Consider the following 13,478-nt stretch of genomic DNA (forward strand, 5'->3'; position numbering starts at 1 on the left):
AGCTGAAGCGGGCCCCGGCAGCCTTCACCGACGGGGTCACCGCCGACGGCCGCTCTCGAACCGGAATCTACCTAACCTTCAAAGACCCACGGACGAGCCTCGCCCGGCTCGGGCGCATCAGCCACCCGGCAGCGGCGAGCGTGAGCACCCAGCCGATCACTTCGATGAGCAGGTGATCGGTTGCGCTGGGGACGGATTGCAGCAGGTACACCCGGACGCTGTTGATCGCTCCGTGTGTCAGGACCGCGGGCCAGACACTCCCCGACTGCCGGCGAAGTGCGAGCAACAGCGGAGCCCATGGCAGCATGCCCGCGAAGTAGATGACGATGTCCCAGGGTGGTCGATCGCCGATGACGGCGAGGACCGGCAGGTGCCAGACGATCCAGACCAGACCGCTGACAAGGGCCAGCGGCCAGAATCCCCATGACGCGGCGCGCGTCGCCAGCCAGCCGCGCCAGCCGAACTCCTCGCCGATGGCGAAGACCGACTGCATGAGGAAGACCGGAACGATCCACATGGTCGCCGTGAGGATCTGGTCAAGCGGGTTGAGCCGCCAGATCCCCAATGCCAGTGCGGTGGCGGTTTGGATCGCGGCGATCGCGGCGATGAGGCCGATGCCGATGCCGGCCCACTTGGGTGTGCCGCGCCACCTGGTGGCGAACGTCTCTCGGAACGTTCCGGGGCGTCGGGCAAGCCACATGATGATCGCTGCGAGCAGCGGGGTCAGTTGCAGGATCGGAGTGATCAGGTTGTAGAAGTCCGTCGGGACCAGCCGGAAGACCATCGGAACGGACAGCGCGAAACACAGCAGGACGGCGATCGCGAAGAACCACGTGACATCGATACCTGTTGATCTGGCAGATCCGGAGCGCGTGGAGGACACCGTCATGATGACCTCGTTTCGTGCGGGCGCGAGGATCCAGCTCGATGAGTGATCTTGGTGTAGCGCGGATCGGCCATCTTGAACTCGGGGAGTACCTGGACGACCGGGTCGTCCACGGAGCATCGGTCCGTCAGCAGCGTGATCGTCTCGACGGACGAACCGTCGATCAGCTCCTGGTCACCGGCATAGGACGGGGCTGTCCAGCCGACGGGCATGACGACGCCGAGAGGTATGAGACGTAGGAAACGCACGATCTCGAAGCTAGGGCGGGCGGAATCGTCCGGCCTCACCCGAAGGGGTGAACCTGGTACCGCCCGTCAGGATGGAAATGGTGGCGAGCGATGAGCCCGTCCTCGCAGGCGTAGATCACCACGTGCACGCGGTCACGCAGGTCCAGCTTGTGCAGGAGGGCCCGGACGTGCGACTTCACCGTGCTCTCACTCGCCACCAGTGCCCCGCCGATCTCGCCGTTGGACCCTCCATGAAGACGCCTGATCGTCCTGCAGGATCGGAGGCGACAGGTTCATGCCACGAGCAGCCGGCGCGGCCTCAAGCGCCCTGAGGTCGGGTACCCGGTCCTTGAACCTCGATCTCTTGCCTCGCACCGGTCACCCAGGGCCCGGCCACGGTCAGCCGCCTGGTGCGCAGGGCCACGGCCCCGAGGGCGGCCATCGCCGCGAGGCAGAGCCAGGCGAACACGTCGCCGATGCGCGCATATATCGTCGGATCACTGGCGACAGGCACATACGCGGACATCGTCTGCTGCTTGGTGGTGAAGTAGTCGGCCGAGGTGAGCGTCCGGCCCTGCGGGTCGAAGACCGCGGCCAGGCCGTTGCTGGCTTGCCGGATCAGCGAGTAGCCGTTCTCCACCGCCCTGACGGCCGACTTCTCGGTGTGCGTGGCGCCGAAGCCGTACCAGTCGTTGGACGGCACCATCATCAGGTCCACGTCGGCGGCCTGCCTCATCAGGGCGGGGAAGTCGGCGTCGAAGCAGATGACGTTGGCCAGGCGGCCGAACGGGGTGTCGGCGGTCGGCACCCTGCCGTCCCCGGGGTCGAACGGATCCATGCCCGGCACCGGGCGGGCCTTCTCGTACGTCCATCGGACCCGCCCTCTCGGATCGACGAGCACCGTCTCGTTACGCATGTACGGCGGCGCACCTGTGATCACGATCATTCCGGCGTTCACATAGCTGCCGGTCCTGACGGCGACGGCGGCGATCCTGTCGATCAGCCGCTGCCTGTCGGCCTCGCGTGCCGCACCGCCCGCCTCCGGCCAGACCACGATCTTGGCTCCGGCGCTCGCCTCGCGTTCGGTGGCGGTCAGCAGGGAGTCGTTGACAGGGGCGAGCGCCCGCCGAACCGTGTCGGGATCCGCCCCGGCGAGCTGTTCAGGCGAGGGAAAACCGTTCAGGGCCTTGTTGGACGCCTCCAGAACCGACCGTGCGGGACTGACCCCGGCCACCCGTACGGTCTCGCCGGCGGGCGCCGCGAACGCCAGGCGCATGCTTCCGCCGACGAGCACCAGCGTCAGCACGGCCCCGAAGGGGGCCACCCGCCGCCAGGTGAATCCATCCTGCCAGAGGTGGTTGCAGACGGCGGCGAACCAGGCGATGAGGAAGCTGATGCCATAGCCACCGGTCACCGAGGCGAGCTGGAGCAGCGGGAGGTTGTCGTGCTGGGTGGCGGCCAGCGAACTCAGGATGTTGCCGACGGGACTGACATTCGCGAGCGCGTACTCCACGCCGACCACCCCAAGGGGGAAGACCAGCGTGGCCCACGCCCCGGGTAAGGGCGCCGCGACGAGACGGTCGAGAACGTACGGCACTACGCCCGCCAGCGCCATGATCAGGGAGAGCGCCAGCACCGGGCTGAACACCGGCAGCCCGCTCTCGTAGAGCCAGAACGTGGTGGACACCACGGTGGCGAGTGCGATGCCGCCCATCGCCGGAAGCGTCCGGCTGGTGCGGGAGAAGCGTAACAGCAGGATCAGATAGATCCATGCCGCCCCTGCCACCTCCCAGCGGCCGTGCGCGGCCACGAGCGAGAGGGCGGTTCCGGCAGCGAGCGCTGCCCAGCGAGTCACATGATTCATGCGGCGAATGTAGGCAGCGCGGACCTCACCTCCCCATCCCGAACACCCCCGAACCGCAGTAGGGAACACCCCCGGCCTGGTGCCGCGCCCCTGATCCCACCCGGACGTCCCGAAGCGCAAGGACGTGCCCGCGGTGGTCTCCGCCGGAGAGGGCTGGAGGGACTCGGAAGGCCGCGCAGGCAAGGGACGAACCCACCTCTACTCAACCCGGGACACACCAGTCGCGGCGGTCGCCGCCGATGGGGACGGGACGTGGAGGGCCAGGAAGACGGCTCCGAGGCCGGCGATGCCGGCGACCTGACCGAGCTGGGTCGCGGTCGACATCAACCCGCTGGCGTTCGCCGTGTCCGTCGGCGCGACACGGGTCAACGCCGCGTTGAGGGCGGGGCTGCAGGCCGGCCCCATGCCGGCTCCGACTTCGCCCGGATCTGGAGCGCTCACGACGTAGCCTCCCCCGGGCCGCACATCAAGGTCCTCCGCTACGCCGAAGTCGGCGATCCGCATCTGACCACCACCACTCTTACCGTGACCGGCGCACCAGAGGCCCGCATGGTCATCTATGCACCAGCAGACGAGGCGTCGAAGGCGCGACTGGCCCATCTGGCCGAACCCCCCTCCCGGCACTGCTCCCTTCCCGACCACCTCCATGAGCCCGGCGGCACAGCAGACGACCTTCGATGAGCGGCGATCTCAGGCACCCGACGCCCTTGGCGCGCCGCGCGGGTCCTCAGGGGTGCTGCGGGCCTGGGATCGGGCGGCCTGTACGCCGGCCTGGAAGCGGGTGTGGGCGCCGAGCCTGGCCATGAGCTCGGCGATGCGCCGCTGGGCGGTGCGGTAGCCGATGCCGAGCTGGCGGGCGATGGCCTCGTCGGTCAGGCCGGTCAGGAGGAGGGCGATCAACCGTTCGTCGTCCTGCGGTGCCTCGCGCGAACCGGTCAGCCGCATCGGCAGCGCCCGCTCCCAGGTCCCCTCGAACAGCCTGCTCAGCGCCTCCAGCAGCCCGGAGGGGTGCACCAGGAGCGCCGCGGAGTCGGGTGACTCGTAGCGCAGCACCAGCAGCGCGAACCGGTCGTCGACCAGGTAGAGCTTCATCGGCAGGCTGGGCAGCACCCTCGCCAGCTGGCCCGCGCCGATCATCTCCTCGATCAGCCGCAGCGCGCCCGGCCGGTCGATGAAGTCGCGCTCGTAGATGACCCGGCTGGTGATGCCGCGCTCCAGCAGCTCGCGGTGGGCGGCCACGCTGGCGTGCCGGTCGAAGTACGGCGGCTGGGAGAAGGTCCGTACCTGGTGGCGGGCCGCGCGCTGGAGCTGGTGGAGGCGTTGCCGTACCGCGGCGGCGCCGGTGATCACCTCCACGACCAGCGGCTGCCGCTGCTGCCCGGAGGCACGCTGCTGGAAGGCGTCGTCCAGGTCGGCGGCACGCTCCCTGGCGCGTACGAGCCCCTCTTCCGCGACGGTGAGCAGCGCGTCGAGCGCGACGTCGGGGGCGACGGCGACGTACCGCGGCGGTTCGTCCGGCAGCCGGTTGACCAGGCCCTTGCTCTCCAGCCCGCTCAGCAGCGCGGGCAGGCCGGGGCCGGCGAAGCCCGCGGCGAGCCGGTCGAGGGTGGCCGGCGAGCACTCGACGAGCAGCTCGTAGAGCTCCTCCTCGGCCGGGTTCAGCCCGAGCGCTTCGAGCGTCATCGCAGCCAGCCGCGCAGGACGGCCTGGTAGCCGGCCTGGAACCGGGTCTGCGCGTCGAGCTGGACCATCATCGCCTGCACCCGTCTGCGCACCGTGCGCACGCTCCAGCCGAGCTGCGCCCCGATGGCCGCGTCGGTCAGCCCCGAGATGAGCAGGGGCAGCAGGTCCTCGTGCGCGTCGGCGGGACTGCGCTCCTCGGGCAGCCGGGCCTGCCCCTGCCGCACGCCCAGCGGGACGGCGCGCTGCCAGTTCATCTCGAACAGCGCGCCGAGCGCTTCCAACAGAGTCGGGTCGTGCACCACCAGCGCGGATTCGACCAGGTGCAGGTCGTGCCGGAGCGGCACGATCGCCGTCGGCCGGTCGTTCAGGACGAGCTTCATCGGCACCTCGCCGACCCTGGCCTGCTCGCCGGCGGTGATGTAGTCGGTGACCACCGTCAGCGCCCCGGGCAGCTCCATCGCCTTCCTGTCGTACAGGACGCGGTAGTTCACGCCCCTCGCCAGCAGGTCGAACTCACGCGCGTTCTCCCCGATCACCCCGGCGTACGGCGGCGCGTCGAACACCCGGATCGAGCGGTGCGTCTCCCGCTGGAGCTGCTCGAAGCGGTCGTTCACCGCCTGCCTGCCGATCACCACCTCGACCAGCCCGGCGGCGTCGCGCTCGGTACCCGCCCGGTGGAAGGCGGCGCTGAGCCCGGCGATGCGGCCCCGGGCGGCGGTCAGTGCCCTGGACCTGGCGCTGATCAGCGTGTCGAGGCCCATGCTCGGGGCTACCGCGGCGTACCTGGGTGGGTCCTCCGGCAGCCGGGTGACCAGGCCGAGTTCCTGGAGCCTCGCGCAGAGCGCGGCCTGCGGGCCGATGAGCCGCTCAAGGTCGGCGGCCGTGATCGGCGAGACCTCGATCAGCGTCTGGTACAGCGCCTCTTCGGCCGTCGACAGGCCCAGGGATTCGAGCATGCGCCCATCGTGTCCTCTTCCCGCCAACGGCGTGAAGAGGTCGAAAGGTCATCTTTCCGGATATAGCGCGGAATGGGAGGTTTTGTGTGCTCGATCTTGTACTACTCCGAGGAGAACCATGGCTCGCCGCCCGCTCGCCGGGCTGACCGCGTTGGGGTTGGTCCTGTCCATGGGGATGGCCACGCCCTCCCCTTCACCCGAGTCCGCCGACACCCCGCCCCCCACCCCGGGCGCCTTACCCTCCGCCACCCGGCTCACCCTGATCACCGGCGACGTGGTGACGTACGGCAAGGCCGCCGACGGCACCCCTCGCGCCGACGTGGAACCGGCCAAGCGCGCCGGAGGAGCGCCGGTGTCCTTCGTGACCCTGCGGAAGGGCGACTCCTTCTACGTCTTCCCCTCCGACGCGATGGCCCCGGTGGCCTCGGGCCAGGTGGACAAGGGCCTGTTCGACGTGGCGTACCTGGCCGCCAACGGCTACACCGACGCCGAACGCCCGACCCTGCCGGTCATCGTCCAGTACGGCACCGCCAAGCAGGCCGCCGCGACGCTGTCGGCACGGGCCGACGCGCTCCCGGCCACCGCCTCGCCCGTCGCCCTGGCCAGCGTCGGAGGCGCCGCCGTCAAGGTGGACAAGAAGGCGGCGCGGGAGTTCTGGGCCGCGGCCGCCGTGTCCCCCTCCGCACGCGCGACCGCGCCGACGACGATCTGGCTCGACCGCAAGATGAAGCCCGTGCTCGACAAGAGCGTGCCGCAGATCGGCGCGCCGCAGGCCTGGGCCGCCGGCTACAAGGGCAAGGGCGTCAAGGTCGCCGTGCTCGACACCGGCGTCGATCCCGACCACCCCGACCTGGCCGGCCGGATCGGGGCGATGGCCAACTTCACCGACGATCCCGACGCCCGCGACGGCCACGGCCACGGCACCCACGTCGCCTCCACGATCGCCGGCTCCGGACGGTACACGGGCGTGGCGCCCGAGGCCACGCTCCTGGTGGGCAAGGTGCTCGGCTCGTCGGGCTCGGGCACCTCGTCGCAGGTCATCGCGGGCATGCAGTGGGCCGCCGCGCAGGCCAAGGTGGTCTCGATCAGCATCGGCGGCGAGTACGAGGACCAGAACGGCCCCATCAACCAGGCGGTGAACACGCTCAGCGCCGAGACGGGCGCGCTGTTCGTCGTGGCCGCCGGCAACGACGGCGGCAACCGTACCGTCAACGCGCCGGGATCAGCGGCGGCGGCGCTGACGGTCGGCGCGATCGACCGCGAGGAGAAACTGGCCCCCTTCTCCAGCCGAGGCCCGAGCCCGTTCGACTACGGGCTCAAGCCCGACGTGGTCGCGCCCGGCGTCGGCATCGTCGCGGCCCGCGCGCGGGGCACGTCGATGGGTTCGCCCGTGGACGAGCTCCACACCGCCGCCTCCGGAACCTCGATGGCGACCCCGCACGTGTCGGGCGCGGCGGCCATCCTCGCCGGGCAACACCCCGACTGGACGGGCCCGCAGCTCAAGGCGGCGCTCATCGGCACCTCGAAGGACGACGGCCTGACCGCCTACCAGCAGGGCGCCGGGCGCATCGACGTGGCCAGGGCGGTCACCCAGCAGGTACGCGGCTCGGGCAATCTCGACTTCGGCTTCCTGAGCTCCCCGCAGAGCGGCCCGGCCACCAAGACGATCACCTACACCAACGACGGCGACCAGCCGCTGACGCTGGCCCTGCGCGCGAGCATCGCGGCGCACCGCGGCACCGCCCCCGATCGGGCGCTCAAGCTGGACCGCGACACGGTGACCGTCCCCGCCCACGGCGCCGCGGACGTGGCCGTCTCCTTCGACCCGTCAGGACCGGCCACCTGGTATGAGGGTTCGGTGGCGGCCACCGGCGGCGACGTGGTCGTGCGCACGGCCGTGGGCGCGTTCGTCGAGCCGCGCAGGGTCAAGCTCAAGACCGAACTGATCATGCCGGACGGCGCGACCGACGCGGTCTCCGTCCCGTGGATGTTCCTGCGTACCGACGACCGCGACGACCTGGACTCCTTCTACCAGACGGTCGAGGGCGAGGCGAGCGTCTACCCGGGCACCTTCAGCGTCAACACCATCGCCGCCTGGCGAGGTGAGAACGGCGAGTGGCAGCAGTCGCTGCCGACCGCGCCCGAGGTCAAGGTGGACCGGGACACGACGGTCACCCTCGACCTGCGCAAGGCCCGCGAGGTCCGCCTGGACACCCCCCGCACGACCGAGACCTATCTGTCCCACTACGCCCTGCGGCGCACCACCGCGAACGGCATCGTGGCCGACTTCCTCTCCTCCTACCCGGCGTACGGGCTGCACCATTACTGGATGTTGCCTACCGAACCGGTCAAGCAGGGCGCCCTCGACCTCACCGGCCAGTTCTGGCAGGGCGCGCCGCTCGTCACGATGAAGGCCGCCGGACGCACGCTCGCCCCCCGCTACGCGGGCATCACCCCCGACATCCCCAAGCTGACCGGCAAGCAGACCCTCCCCCTGGTGGACGTGGGCCACGGCACCGACCTGTCCGGCCTGGACGTACGGGGCAAGCTCGCCCTGCTCGACCTCGGCGACCTCTGCCCGGAGACGACCTGCTCCGGCGACGGGCTCGACCGCGTGGAGGCCCTGGCGGCCGCCGGCGCGGTGGGCGTGCTCGGCTACGGCGCGTCGGGACGGGCCTTCCTCGACCCGACCGGAAGCTGGGCCTTCTACCCGATCCCGACCATGAGCCTGCCCGCCGACCAGGGCAGGGCGCTGGCCCGCAAGCCGGTCGACGTCAAGGTCGAGGGCAGCCCGGCCACGCCGTACATGTACTCGCTGTTCTTCCCCGAACGTGGCCGGATCCCCGCCGGCCTCGACTACCGGGTGACCAGGAAGAACCTCCAGGAGATCGACGAGCGCTTCCACTCGGACCGCCCCGGCACGGTGCGCATGAGCTGGACCCCCGTGCTGATCAACGGCTCCGAACCGTTCGTCGCGTGGGGTCTCGACGGCACCTTGCAGGCACGGACCACGGTGACCGAGTACGTCGGGCCGGTCTCGCCCGACGTGACGTGGCAGCGTGACGTCCGGATGCGGTACGACGAGGGCACCCCCTCCAGGACCGGCTACACCACGGTCGCGCTCGACGTCTTCACCAAGGCGGGACGTCGCACGGAGCGGTGGGGCATGCAGCCCCGAGTGCCCGGCGGCCCGCGCGACAGTGACCGCGTGATCGACTCGGGCACGGTCACCTGCTTCGCGTGCCGTACCGGCGACCTGTTCACGGCGGCGGTGCCCGTCATGGGCCCCGAACCCAACCACCAGGAGCCCTTCACCTGGAGTGCCAACTTCCAGGCGTGGGCCGGCGGCAAGGACGAACTGCACCTCTACCGCAACGGTCAGGAAGTGCCCCTGGAGGAGAAGATCGGCGCGCTCGGGCCCGTCGGGATCAGGCTGCCGACCTTCACCCTTCCGTCCGGCGAGGCCGAATACCGGCTCACCGACACCTTCCACACCCCTCAGCCGGGACAGCGGTTCGCGACCGACGTCGAAACGGCCTGGACCTTCCGCTCCAAGCGCCCCGAATCCGGGATGAAGGACCTCACCGACGGCCTGTGCGCGGGCTGGCTCGTCACCCAGATCCTGGCTCCCTGCGCGCCGGTCCGCCGGCTCAACCTCAGCTACGACCTGGACCTCGACCTGGACAACCAGACCACGGCCGGGGTCGCCCGCCGCATCACCGTCACCGGCTACAACGGCTCCTTCGGGCAGCCCGACGCCAAACTGACCACGCTCCGCCTCTCGGCCACCTTCGACGGCGGCGCCCACTGGGTACCCGTCCCCATGTCGGCCTCCGGCGACCGCACCTTCACCGGCACCATCACCCACCCGCCCCTGCCCCGGACCGACGGCACCGTCGGCCTCCGCGCCCAGGCCACCGACCAGGAAGGCAACACCGTGGACCAGACGATCCACAAGGCCTACGGACTGAAGTAACCCGGACGAACAGCCAGAAACCCCCAGCCCGGCGTACCCGAGCGGGGGGTTTCTGCCGGAACGCGAACAGCGCACCCTTGCAGTGAGGGAATGCACTGTTCGCGGCCATGGAATCCCCCGCTTGGGGCGCCCCGCTCTCGCGTCGAGCGTCATCCTTTGGGACGACGCCGTCGCGACCTCCGGAGGAGCCGGCCGAGACCCCGTGACGATGTGCGGGGCACCCCCGCGGCAGCAGATTGGGCCGGGTGAACACCTCTCCCCCACGAAACCGTCCCACGATCGTGCCGACCCTGATCGTCGCCGTCTGGTCGGTGAGCTATCTGCCCCTCAGCCTGCTCTGGGCTCTCGGAGGGCCCGCATATCCCTTCGACGCCGGCCGTACGGGCGCGGGCAGCACCCTGCTCGATCCTCTTCCGGCGGCAGTCGGCGGGGCCGTGCTCGCGGTGTCGGCGCTGGTGGCCGGCGTCGTCGCCGTGCTCGCCGGCAGAGGTCCGCTCGACCGGGCCCCCGCCGTCGTGGCCGTCGCGCTCGGCGCCGGCCTGGCGGTGCTGCTGCCTGACGTGCGCATCATGATGACCGCTGGATATCTGCCGGTGATGCTGGTCGCCGCGCTCGCCGGCCAGGCCGAGTTCTCGATGATCGCGACCATGCTCACGTGGCCGAGCGTCAACCTGCTCATCCTGATGGCGGCCGGCGTCAGCCTGATGCTCCTGGGGACGCGCGCGCTGACAGCAGGGGCCGGGCGGCCCGGTGGCGCCGCCCGCGCGCTACGGGTCGGGCGGTACGCGACCGCCGTCGCGGTCGCCGTCCCCGTCGTCTACGCCGTCACCCGCTTCGGCTGGATGCTGGGTGTGCCTGTCGGGATCAGCGACCGGTTCCTGGCCCACATCGCCGAGATCACCCCGATCGGCGCCGGTCTCAGCACGCTCGGTCTCATCGGTGCGGGCCTGACCTTCGGCCTGGTGCGGCCGTGGGGCGAGATCTGGCCGCGCTGGGTGCCGTTCCTGCGCGGGCGTGCGATTCCGGCACGGCTCCCGGCCTGCTCGGCTCTGGCCGTCTCCCTCCCCGTCACCTCCGCCGGGCTGATGTACGTCCGCAAGAAGCTCACCGGCGAGCAGGTCGGCCCTGCGGGGGCGGACACCGAGCTGGGGGCCTGGCTGCCGGAGATGTTGTGGCCGCTGTGGGGGGCGGCTCTGGCGGTGGCGGCGCTGGCTTACCTCTCCCGCCGCCGGCACCTCGTTCACGCACACCGACCATAATGGTGGGCGTGCGAGAGTCCCCGTCATCTTCCGATGCCGCGGTTGACTCGTTTCTCGACCGGCATCAGGTGAGCACCGATGCCCTGCTCGCGGTCCTGCTCTTCCTGCCGCTCGGCCTGGTCTCGTTGAGCCTGCTCCGGGCCTCGGACAGTCCTCTGGCGCTCCGCCTGCTCGCGGGTCTCGGCCTGCTGGTGCTGCACGGGTGCGTCGTTCCGCGTCGGCTGCGCCCGCTGGTGGCGTACGGCGTGGCCGCCGCGGCGATGCTGCTGCTGGTGGCACTCCCGCCCCTGCATGACCCGGGCGGCGCCTACTACCCGGCGGTGCTGCTGCCGAGCACGCTGGTCTTCGGGCTGCTGCTCTACACGGCCTGCGGCCGGCTCGGCCTGCTGCCCAGCCTGGCCTGTCTGGGTGTCGCCCTGACGGGTGTGGCCCTGGTCCTGGCGCGCCTGTGGAATCCGGCCTCATGGGGCGGCTCGTCGGGCTCCTACGAGCTGGTCGCTTGGCGGATCGGACTGTCGGTCGGCCTGGTCGCCGCAGCGGCGTGCCTGTGGTCGCTGGGCCGCCTCAGCCGGATCCGGGTGTTGTTCCTGTCCGAGCTCAGAGCGAAGGCCGAGCGCGCGGAGGCCGACCGTGCGCGGGAGCGGCAGGAGGCGGCGCGGGCGGAGCGCGACCGCATCAGCCGCGAGATGCACGACGTGGTGTCCCACTCGCTCGCCGTCATGGTCAGCCAGGCGGAAGGTGGCAGGCTGTCCGACCCAGGCTCGCCCGGGGCGGACGTGTTCGCCACCATCGCCGGGGTCGGGCGCGAGGCCCTGCGGGACATGCGCGGGCTCCTGGGCGTGCTGCGCGCCGACGGCGGCACCACTCCGCAACCGGGCCTCGGCGATCTCTCCGACCTGCTCGACCAGGTACGCGACACAGGCGTCCGGCTCGCCGTACGGGAGGTCGGGGACGCCCGGCCGCTGCGCCCCGCCGTCGACCTGACCGCCTATCGTGTCGTCCAAGAGGGACTGACCAACGTGATCAAGCACGCGGGGGCGACGGCCGCCGCCGACATGACGCTGGCCTGGCGCGCGGACAGACTGCACATCACCATCACGAACGACGGCGCCGGCCCGCCCGCCGGAGAGGCCGGCGTCGGGCTGACCGGGATGCGCGAACGTCTCAGCATGGTGGGAGGCACCCTGGAGGCCGGCAGACGCTCCGGCGCCGGCTTCGAACTGTCGGCCACCCTGCCTTACGAGCCGAGGAGTCTCCCATCATCCGGATCATGATCGTCGACGATCAGGAGCTGCTGCGCAACGGCCTGACCATGGTCGTCAGGTCCCAGCCCGACATGGAGGTGGTCGCCGAGGCCGCTGACGGCCTGGCGGCCCTGTCGGCGCTGGAGTCGCGGCACGTCGACGTGGTGGTGATGGACATCCGCATGCCCCGGATGGACGGTGTCCTCGCCACCAGGGAGATCCAGCGGCTGGACGACCCGCCGAAGGTGCTGGTGCTGACCACGTTCGATCTCGACGAGCACGCCCTGGCCGCGCTGCGCGCCGGTGCGAGCGGGTTCATGCTGAAGGACGCGCCAGGTGAGGAGATCATCGCTGCGATCCGGCACGTGCACCGGGGTGACTCGATCATCGCGCCCGCCACGACCCGCCGGCTCATCGGGCGGCTCGTCGCCAAGGCCGACACCGACCCGGAGGCCGTGCTCAAGGTGCTCACGGAGCGTGAGCGTGAAGTCTTCCTCAGCCTGGCCGGAGGCGCGTCCAACGCCGAGATCGGAGTCGAGCTGTTCCTGTCGGAGACCACGATCAAGACCCATGTGGGGCGCATCCTGACGAAGCTCGGGCTGCGCGACCGGGTCCAGGCGGTGGTACTGGCGTACGAATCCGGCGTTGTCACTCCGGGCGAACGTTAGGCGCCGACTCACGCGCATCGCGTCCAGGCCGCCGGGTTGAGGTCGGCGCCCGGACTGGTCGATCCCATGGGCCATCAGGGGGCGAGGGACTCGTACAGGGTGCGGGCGAAAGCCGCGGCCGCCTCGTGGGTGTCGGAGTGTGCGGGGGTGGACATGTGGCCGAGGAAGGCATGCTGGAAACAGGCGCCGACCAGGAGACCGGCGGCGGCCTGGACGTCCGCGTCCGGATTCAGGCGGCCCTGTTGTTGTTCGGCGCGCAGGTACGCGGCGATCGCTTCGTTGACCTTGTGGGGGCCGACGTCCTTGCGCCGGATCTCGGCCTTGTGAGCGGCAAGGGTGGCGGGGTCGGCGAACATCGAGGCGAACATGGGGAAACCGCCGCTGTAGAAGGTGATCGCCGCCGCGGCGATGGCGGTGAGGTTGTCCACGACGTCCCCGGTTCCGGCCTTGCCGTGCAGCACCTCGGCCAGCCGGCCGAAGCCGGGTGAGCGTTCGCGCATCACCGCGACCAGCAGGTCGGCCTTGTTGGTGAAGTGCTTGTAGAGGGCGGCCTCGGTGAACCCTGCGGTGCGGGCGATCTGTCGCGTGGTCACGTTGGCCAGGCCCTGCTCCGCCATGACCGTGGCGGCCGCGTCGAGAATCGCGTCCCTGGTGCCCATCGCTGCTCCTTCACACTTGACGTAGTTAGTAAACGCTCGCTAACGTCACCCTACCA

The 13,478-nt window shown here is 70.7% G+C and carries 13 protein-coding genes; 5 read left to right on the forward strand and 8 right to left on the reverse strand.

All coding sequences use genetic code 11. From position 1 onward, the window contains the following. Positions 1-67: 67 nt before the first annotated feature. The 5 genes from ACWCSU_RS25625 to ACWCSU_RS25645 all read right to left on the reverse strand — a co-directional run bounded on the left by ACWCSU_RS25625 (position 68) and on the right by ACWCSU_RS25645 (position 3,481). A complete protein-coding gene (locus tag ACWCSU_RS25625) occupies positions 68-889 on the reverse strand; it encodes a CPBP family intramembrane glutamic endopeptidase (RefSeq protein WP_449938079.1) in 822 nt (273 codons plus the stop codon). After that, complete coding sequence (locus ACWCSU_RS25630; protein WP_449938082.1) at positions 886-1,134, reverse strand: hypothetical protein; 249 nt, start codon at positions 1,132-1,134, stop codon at positions 886-888. The genes ACWCSU_RS25625 and ACWCSU_RS25630 overlap by 4 nt, the downstream gene beginning before the upstream one ends. Before the next feature lie 35 nt (positions 1,135-1,169). Further along, entirely contained in the window at positions 1,170-1,379 is a 210-nt protein-coding gene (locus ACWCSU_RS25635; protein WP_449938383.1) for a response regulator transcription factor, read from the reverse strand. 53 nt (positions 1,380-1,432) lie between these two features. Further along, a complete protein-coding gene (locus tag ACWCSU_RS25640) occupies positions 1,433-2,977 on the reverse strand; it encodes an apolipoprotein N-acyltransferase (RefSeq protein WP_449938084.1) in 1,545 nt (514 codons plus the stop codon). A 198-nt stretch (positions 2,978-3,175) separates the two neighbouring features. Further along, complete coding sequence (locus tag ACWCSU_RS25645) at positions 3,176-3,481, reverse strand: hypothetical protein (RefSeq protein WP_449938400.1); 306 nt, start codon at positions 3,479-3,481, stop codon at positions 3,176-3,178. Between ACWCSU_RS25645 and ACWCSU_RS25650 the strand changes: the two genes are divergently transcribed. Further along, entirely contained in the window at positions 3,404-3,658 is a 255-nt protein-coding gene (locus tag ACWCSU_RS25650) for an MmyB family transcriptional regulator (RefSeq protein ID WP_449938385.1), read from the forward strand. The two genes, ACWCSU_RS25645 and ACWCSU_RS25650, sit on opposite strands and share 78 nt — an antisense overlap. A gap of 9 nt (positions 3,659-3,667) precedes the next feature. On the opposite strand, the gene ACWCSU_RS25655 is transcribed toward ACWCSU_RS25650, so the two are convergent. Both ACWCSU_RS25655 and ACWCSU_RS25660 read right to left on the reverse strand, forming a co-directional pair. Next, positions 3,668-4,660 carry a hypothetical protein gene (locus tag ACWCSU_RS25655; RefSeq protein WP_449938086.1) on the reverse strand — a complete coding sequence of 331 codons (993 nt, stop codon included), beginning with the start codon at positions 4,658-4,660 and terminating at the stop codon, positions 3,668-3,670. Then, a complete protein-coding gene (locus ACWCSU_RS25660; protein WP_449938088.1) occupies positions 4,657-5,616 on the reverse strand; it encodes a helix-turn-helix transcriptional regulator in 960 nt (319 codons plus the stop codon). The genes ACWCSU_RS25655 and ACWCSU_RS25660 overlap by 4 nt, the downstream gene beginning before the upstream one ends. A gap of 118 nt (positions 5,617-5,734) precedes the next feature. Between ACWCSU_RS25660 and ACWCSU_RS25665 the strand changes: the two genes are divergently transcribed. The 4 genes from ACWCSU_RS25665 to ACWCSU_RS25680 all read left to right on the forward strand — a co-directional run bounded on the left by ACWCSU_RS25665 (position 5,735) and on the right by ACWCSU_RS25680 (position 12,763). Further along, complete coding sequence (locus ACWCSU_RS25665) at positions 5,735-9,592, forward strand: S8 family peptidase (protein WP_449938090.1); 3,858 nt, start codon at positions 5,735-5,737, stop codon at positions 9,590-9,592. A gap of 245 nt (positions 9,593-9,837) precedes the next feature. Next, the gene (locus ACWCSU_RS25670) at positions 9,838-10,851 is read left to right on the forward strand and encodes a hypothetical protein (RefSeq protein ID WP_449938092.1); all 1,014 of its coding nucleotides are present in this window, start codon (positions 9,838-9,840) and stop codon (positions 10,849-10,851) included. A gap of 68 nt (positions 10,852-10,919) precedes the next feature. Then, positions 10,920-12,125: a sensor histidine kinase gene (locus ACWCSU_RS25675; protein ID WP_449938094.1), complete on the forward strand. Its 1,206-nt coding sequence runs from the start codon at positions 10,920-10,922 to the stop codon at positions 12,123-12,125. Then, the gene (locus tag ACWCSU_RS25680; RefSeq protein ID WP_357705999.1) at positions 12,122-12,763 is read left to right on the forward strand and encodes a response regulator transcription factor; all 642 of its coding nucleotides are present in this window, start codon (positions 12,122-12,124) and stop codon (positions 12,761-12,763) included. The genes ACWCSU_RS25675 and ACWCSU_RS25680 overlap by 4 nt, the downstream gene beginning before the upstream one ends. A 74-nt stretch (positions 12,764-12,837) precedes the next feature. Here ACWCSU_RS25680 and ACWCSU_RS25685 read toward each other — a convergent pair whose 3' ends face one another. Then, positions 12,838-13,422 (reverse strand): TetR/AcrR family transcriptional regulator, encoded by a 585-nt coding sequence (locus ACWCSU_RS25685; protein WP_449938098.1) that lies wholly within the window; start codon positions 13,420-13,422, stop codon positions 12,838-12,840. Between the last annotated feature and the right edge of the window lie 56 nt (positions 13,423-13,478).

It is taken from the genome of Nonomuraea sp. NPDC001699, assembly GCF_053596455.1.

Bases quoted from the DNA above. Each gene is read 5' to 3' on its own strand.
- ACWCSU_RS25640 (WP_449938084.1), bottom strand. From the start codon at position 2,977: ATGAATCATGTGACTCGCTGGGCAGCGCTCGCTGCCGGAACCGCCCTC.
- ACWCSU_RS25660 (WP_449938088.1), bottom strand. From the start codon at position 5,616: ATGCTCGAATCCCTGGGCCTGTCGACGGCCGAAGAGGCGCTGTACCAG.
- ACWCSU_RS25665 (WP_449938090.1), top strand. From the start codon at position 5,735: ATGGCTCGCCGCCCGCTCGCCGGGCTGACCGCGTTGGGGTTGGTCCTG.
- ACWCSU_RS25680 (WP_357705999.1), top strand. From the start codon at position 12,122: ATGATCGTCGACGATCAGGAGCTGCTGCGCAACGGCCTGACCATGGTC.
- ACWCSU_RS25655 (WP_449938086.1), bottom strand. From the start codon at position 4,660: ATGACGCTCGAAGCGCTCGGGCTGAACCCGGCCGAGGAGGAGCTCTAC.
- ACWCSU_RS25685 (WP_449938098.1), bottom strand. From the start codon at position 13,422: ATGGGCACCAGGGACGCGATTCTCGACGCGGCCGCCACGGTCATGGCG.
- ACWCSU_RS25625 (WP_449938079.1), bottom strand. From the start codon at position 889: ATGACGGTGTCCTCCACGCGCTCCGGATCTGCCAGATCAACAGGTATC.
- ACWCSU_RS25645 (WP_449938400.1), bottom strand. From the start codon at position 3,481: ATGCGGATCGCCGACTTCGGCGTAGCGGAGGACCTTGATGTGCGGCCC.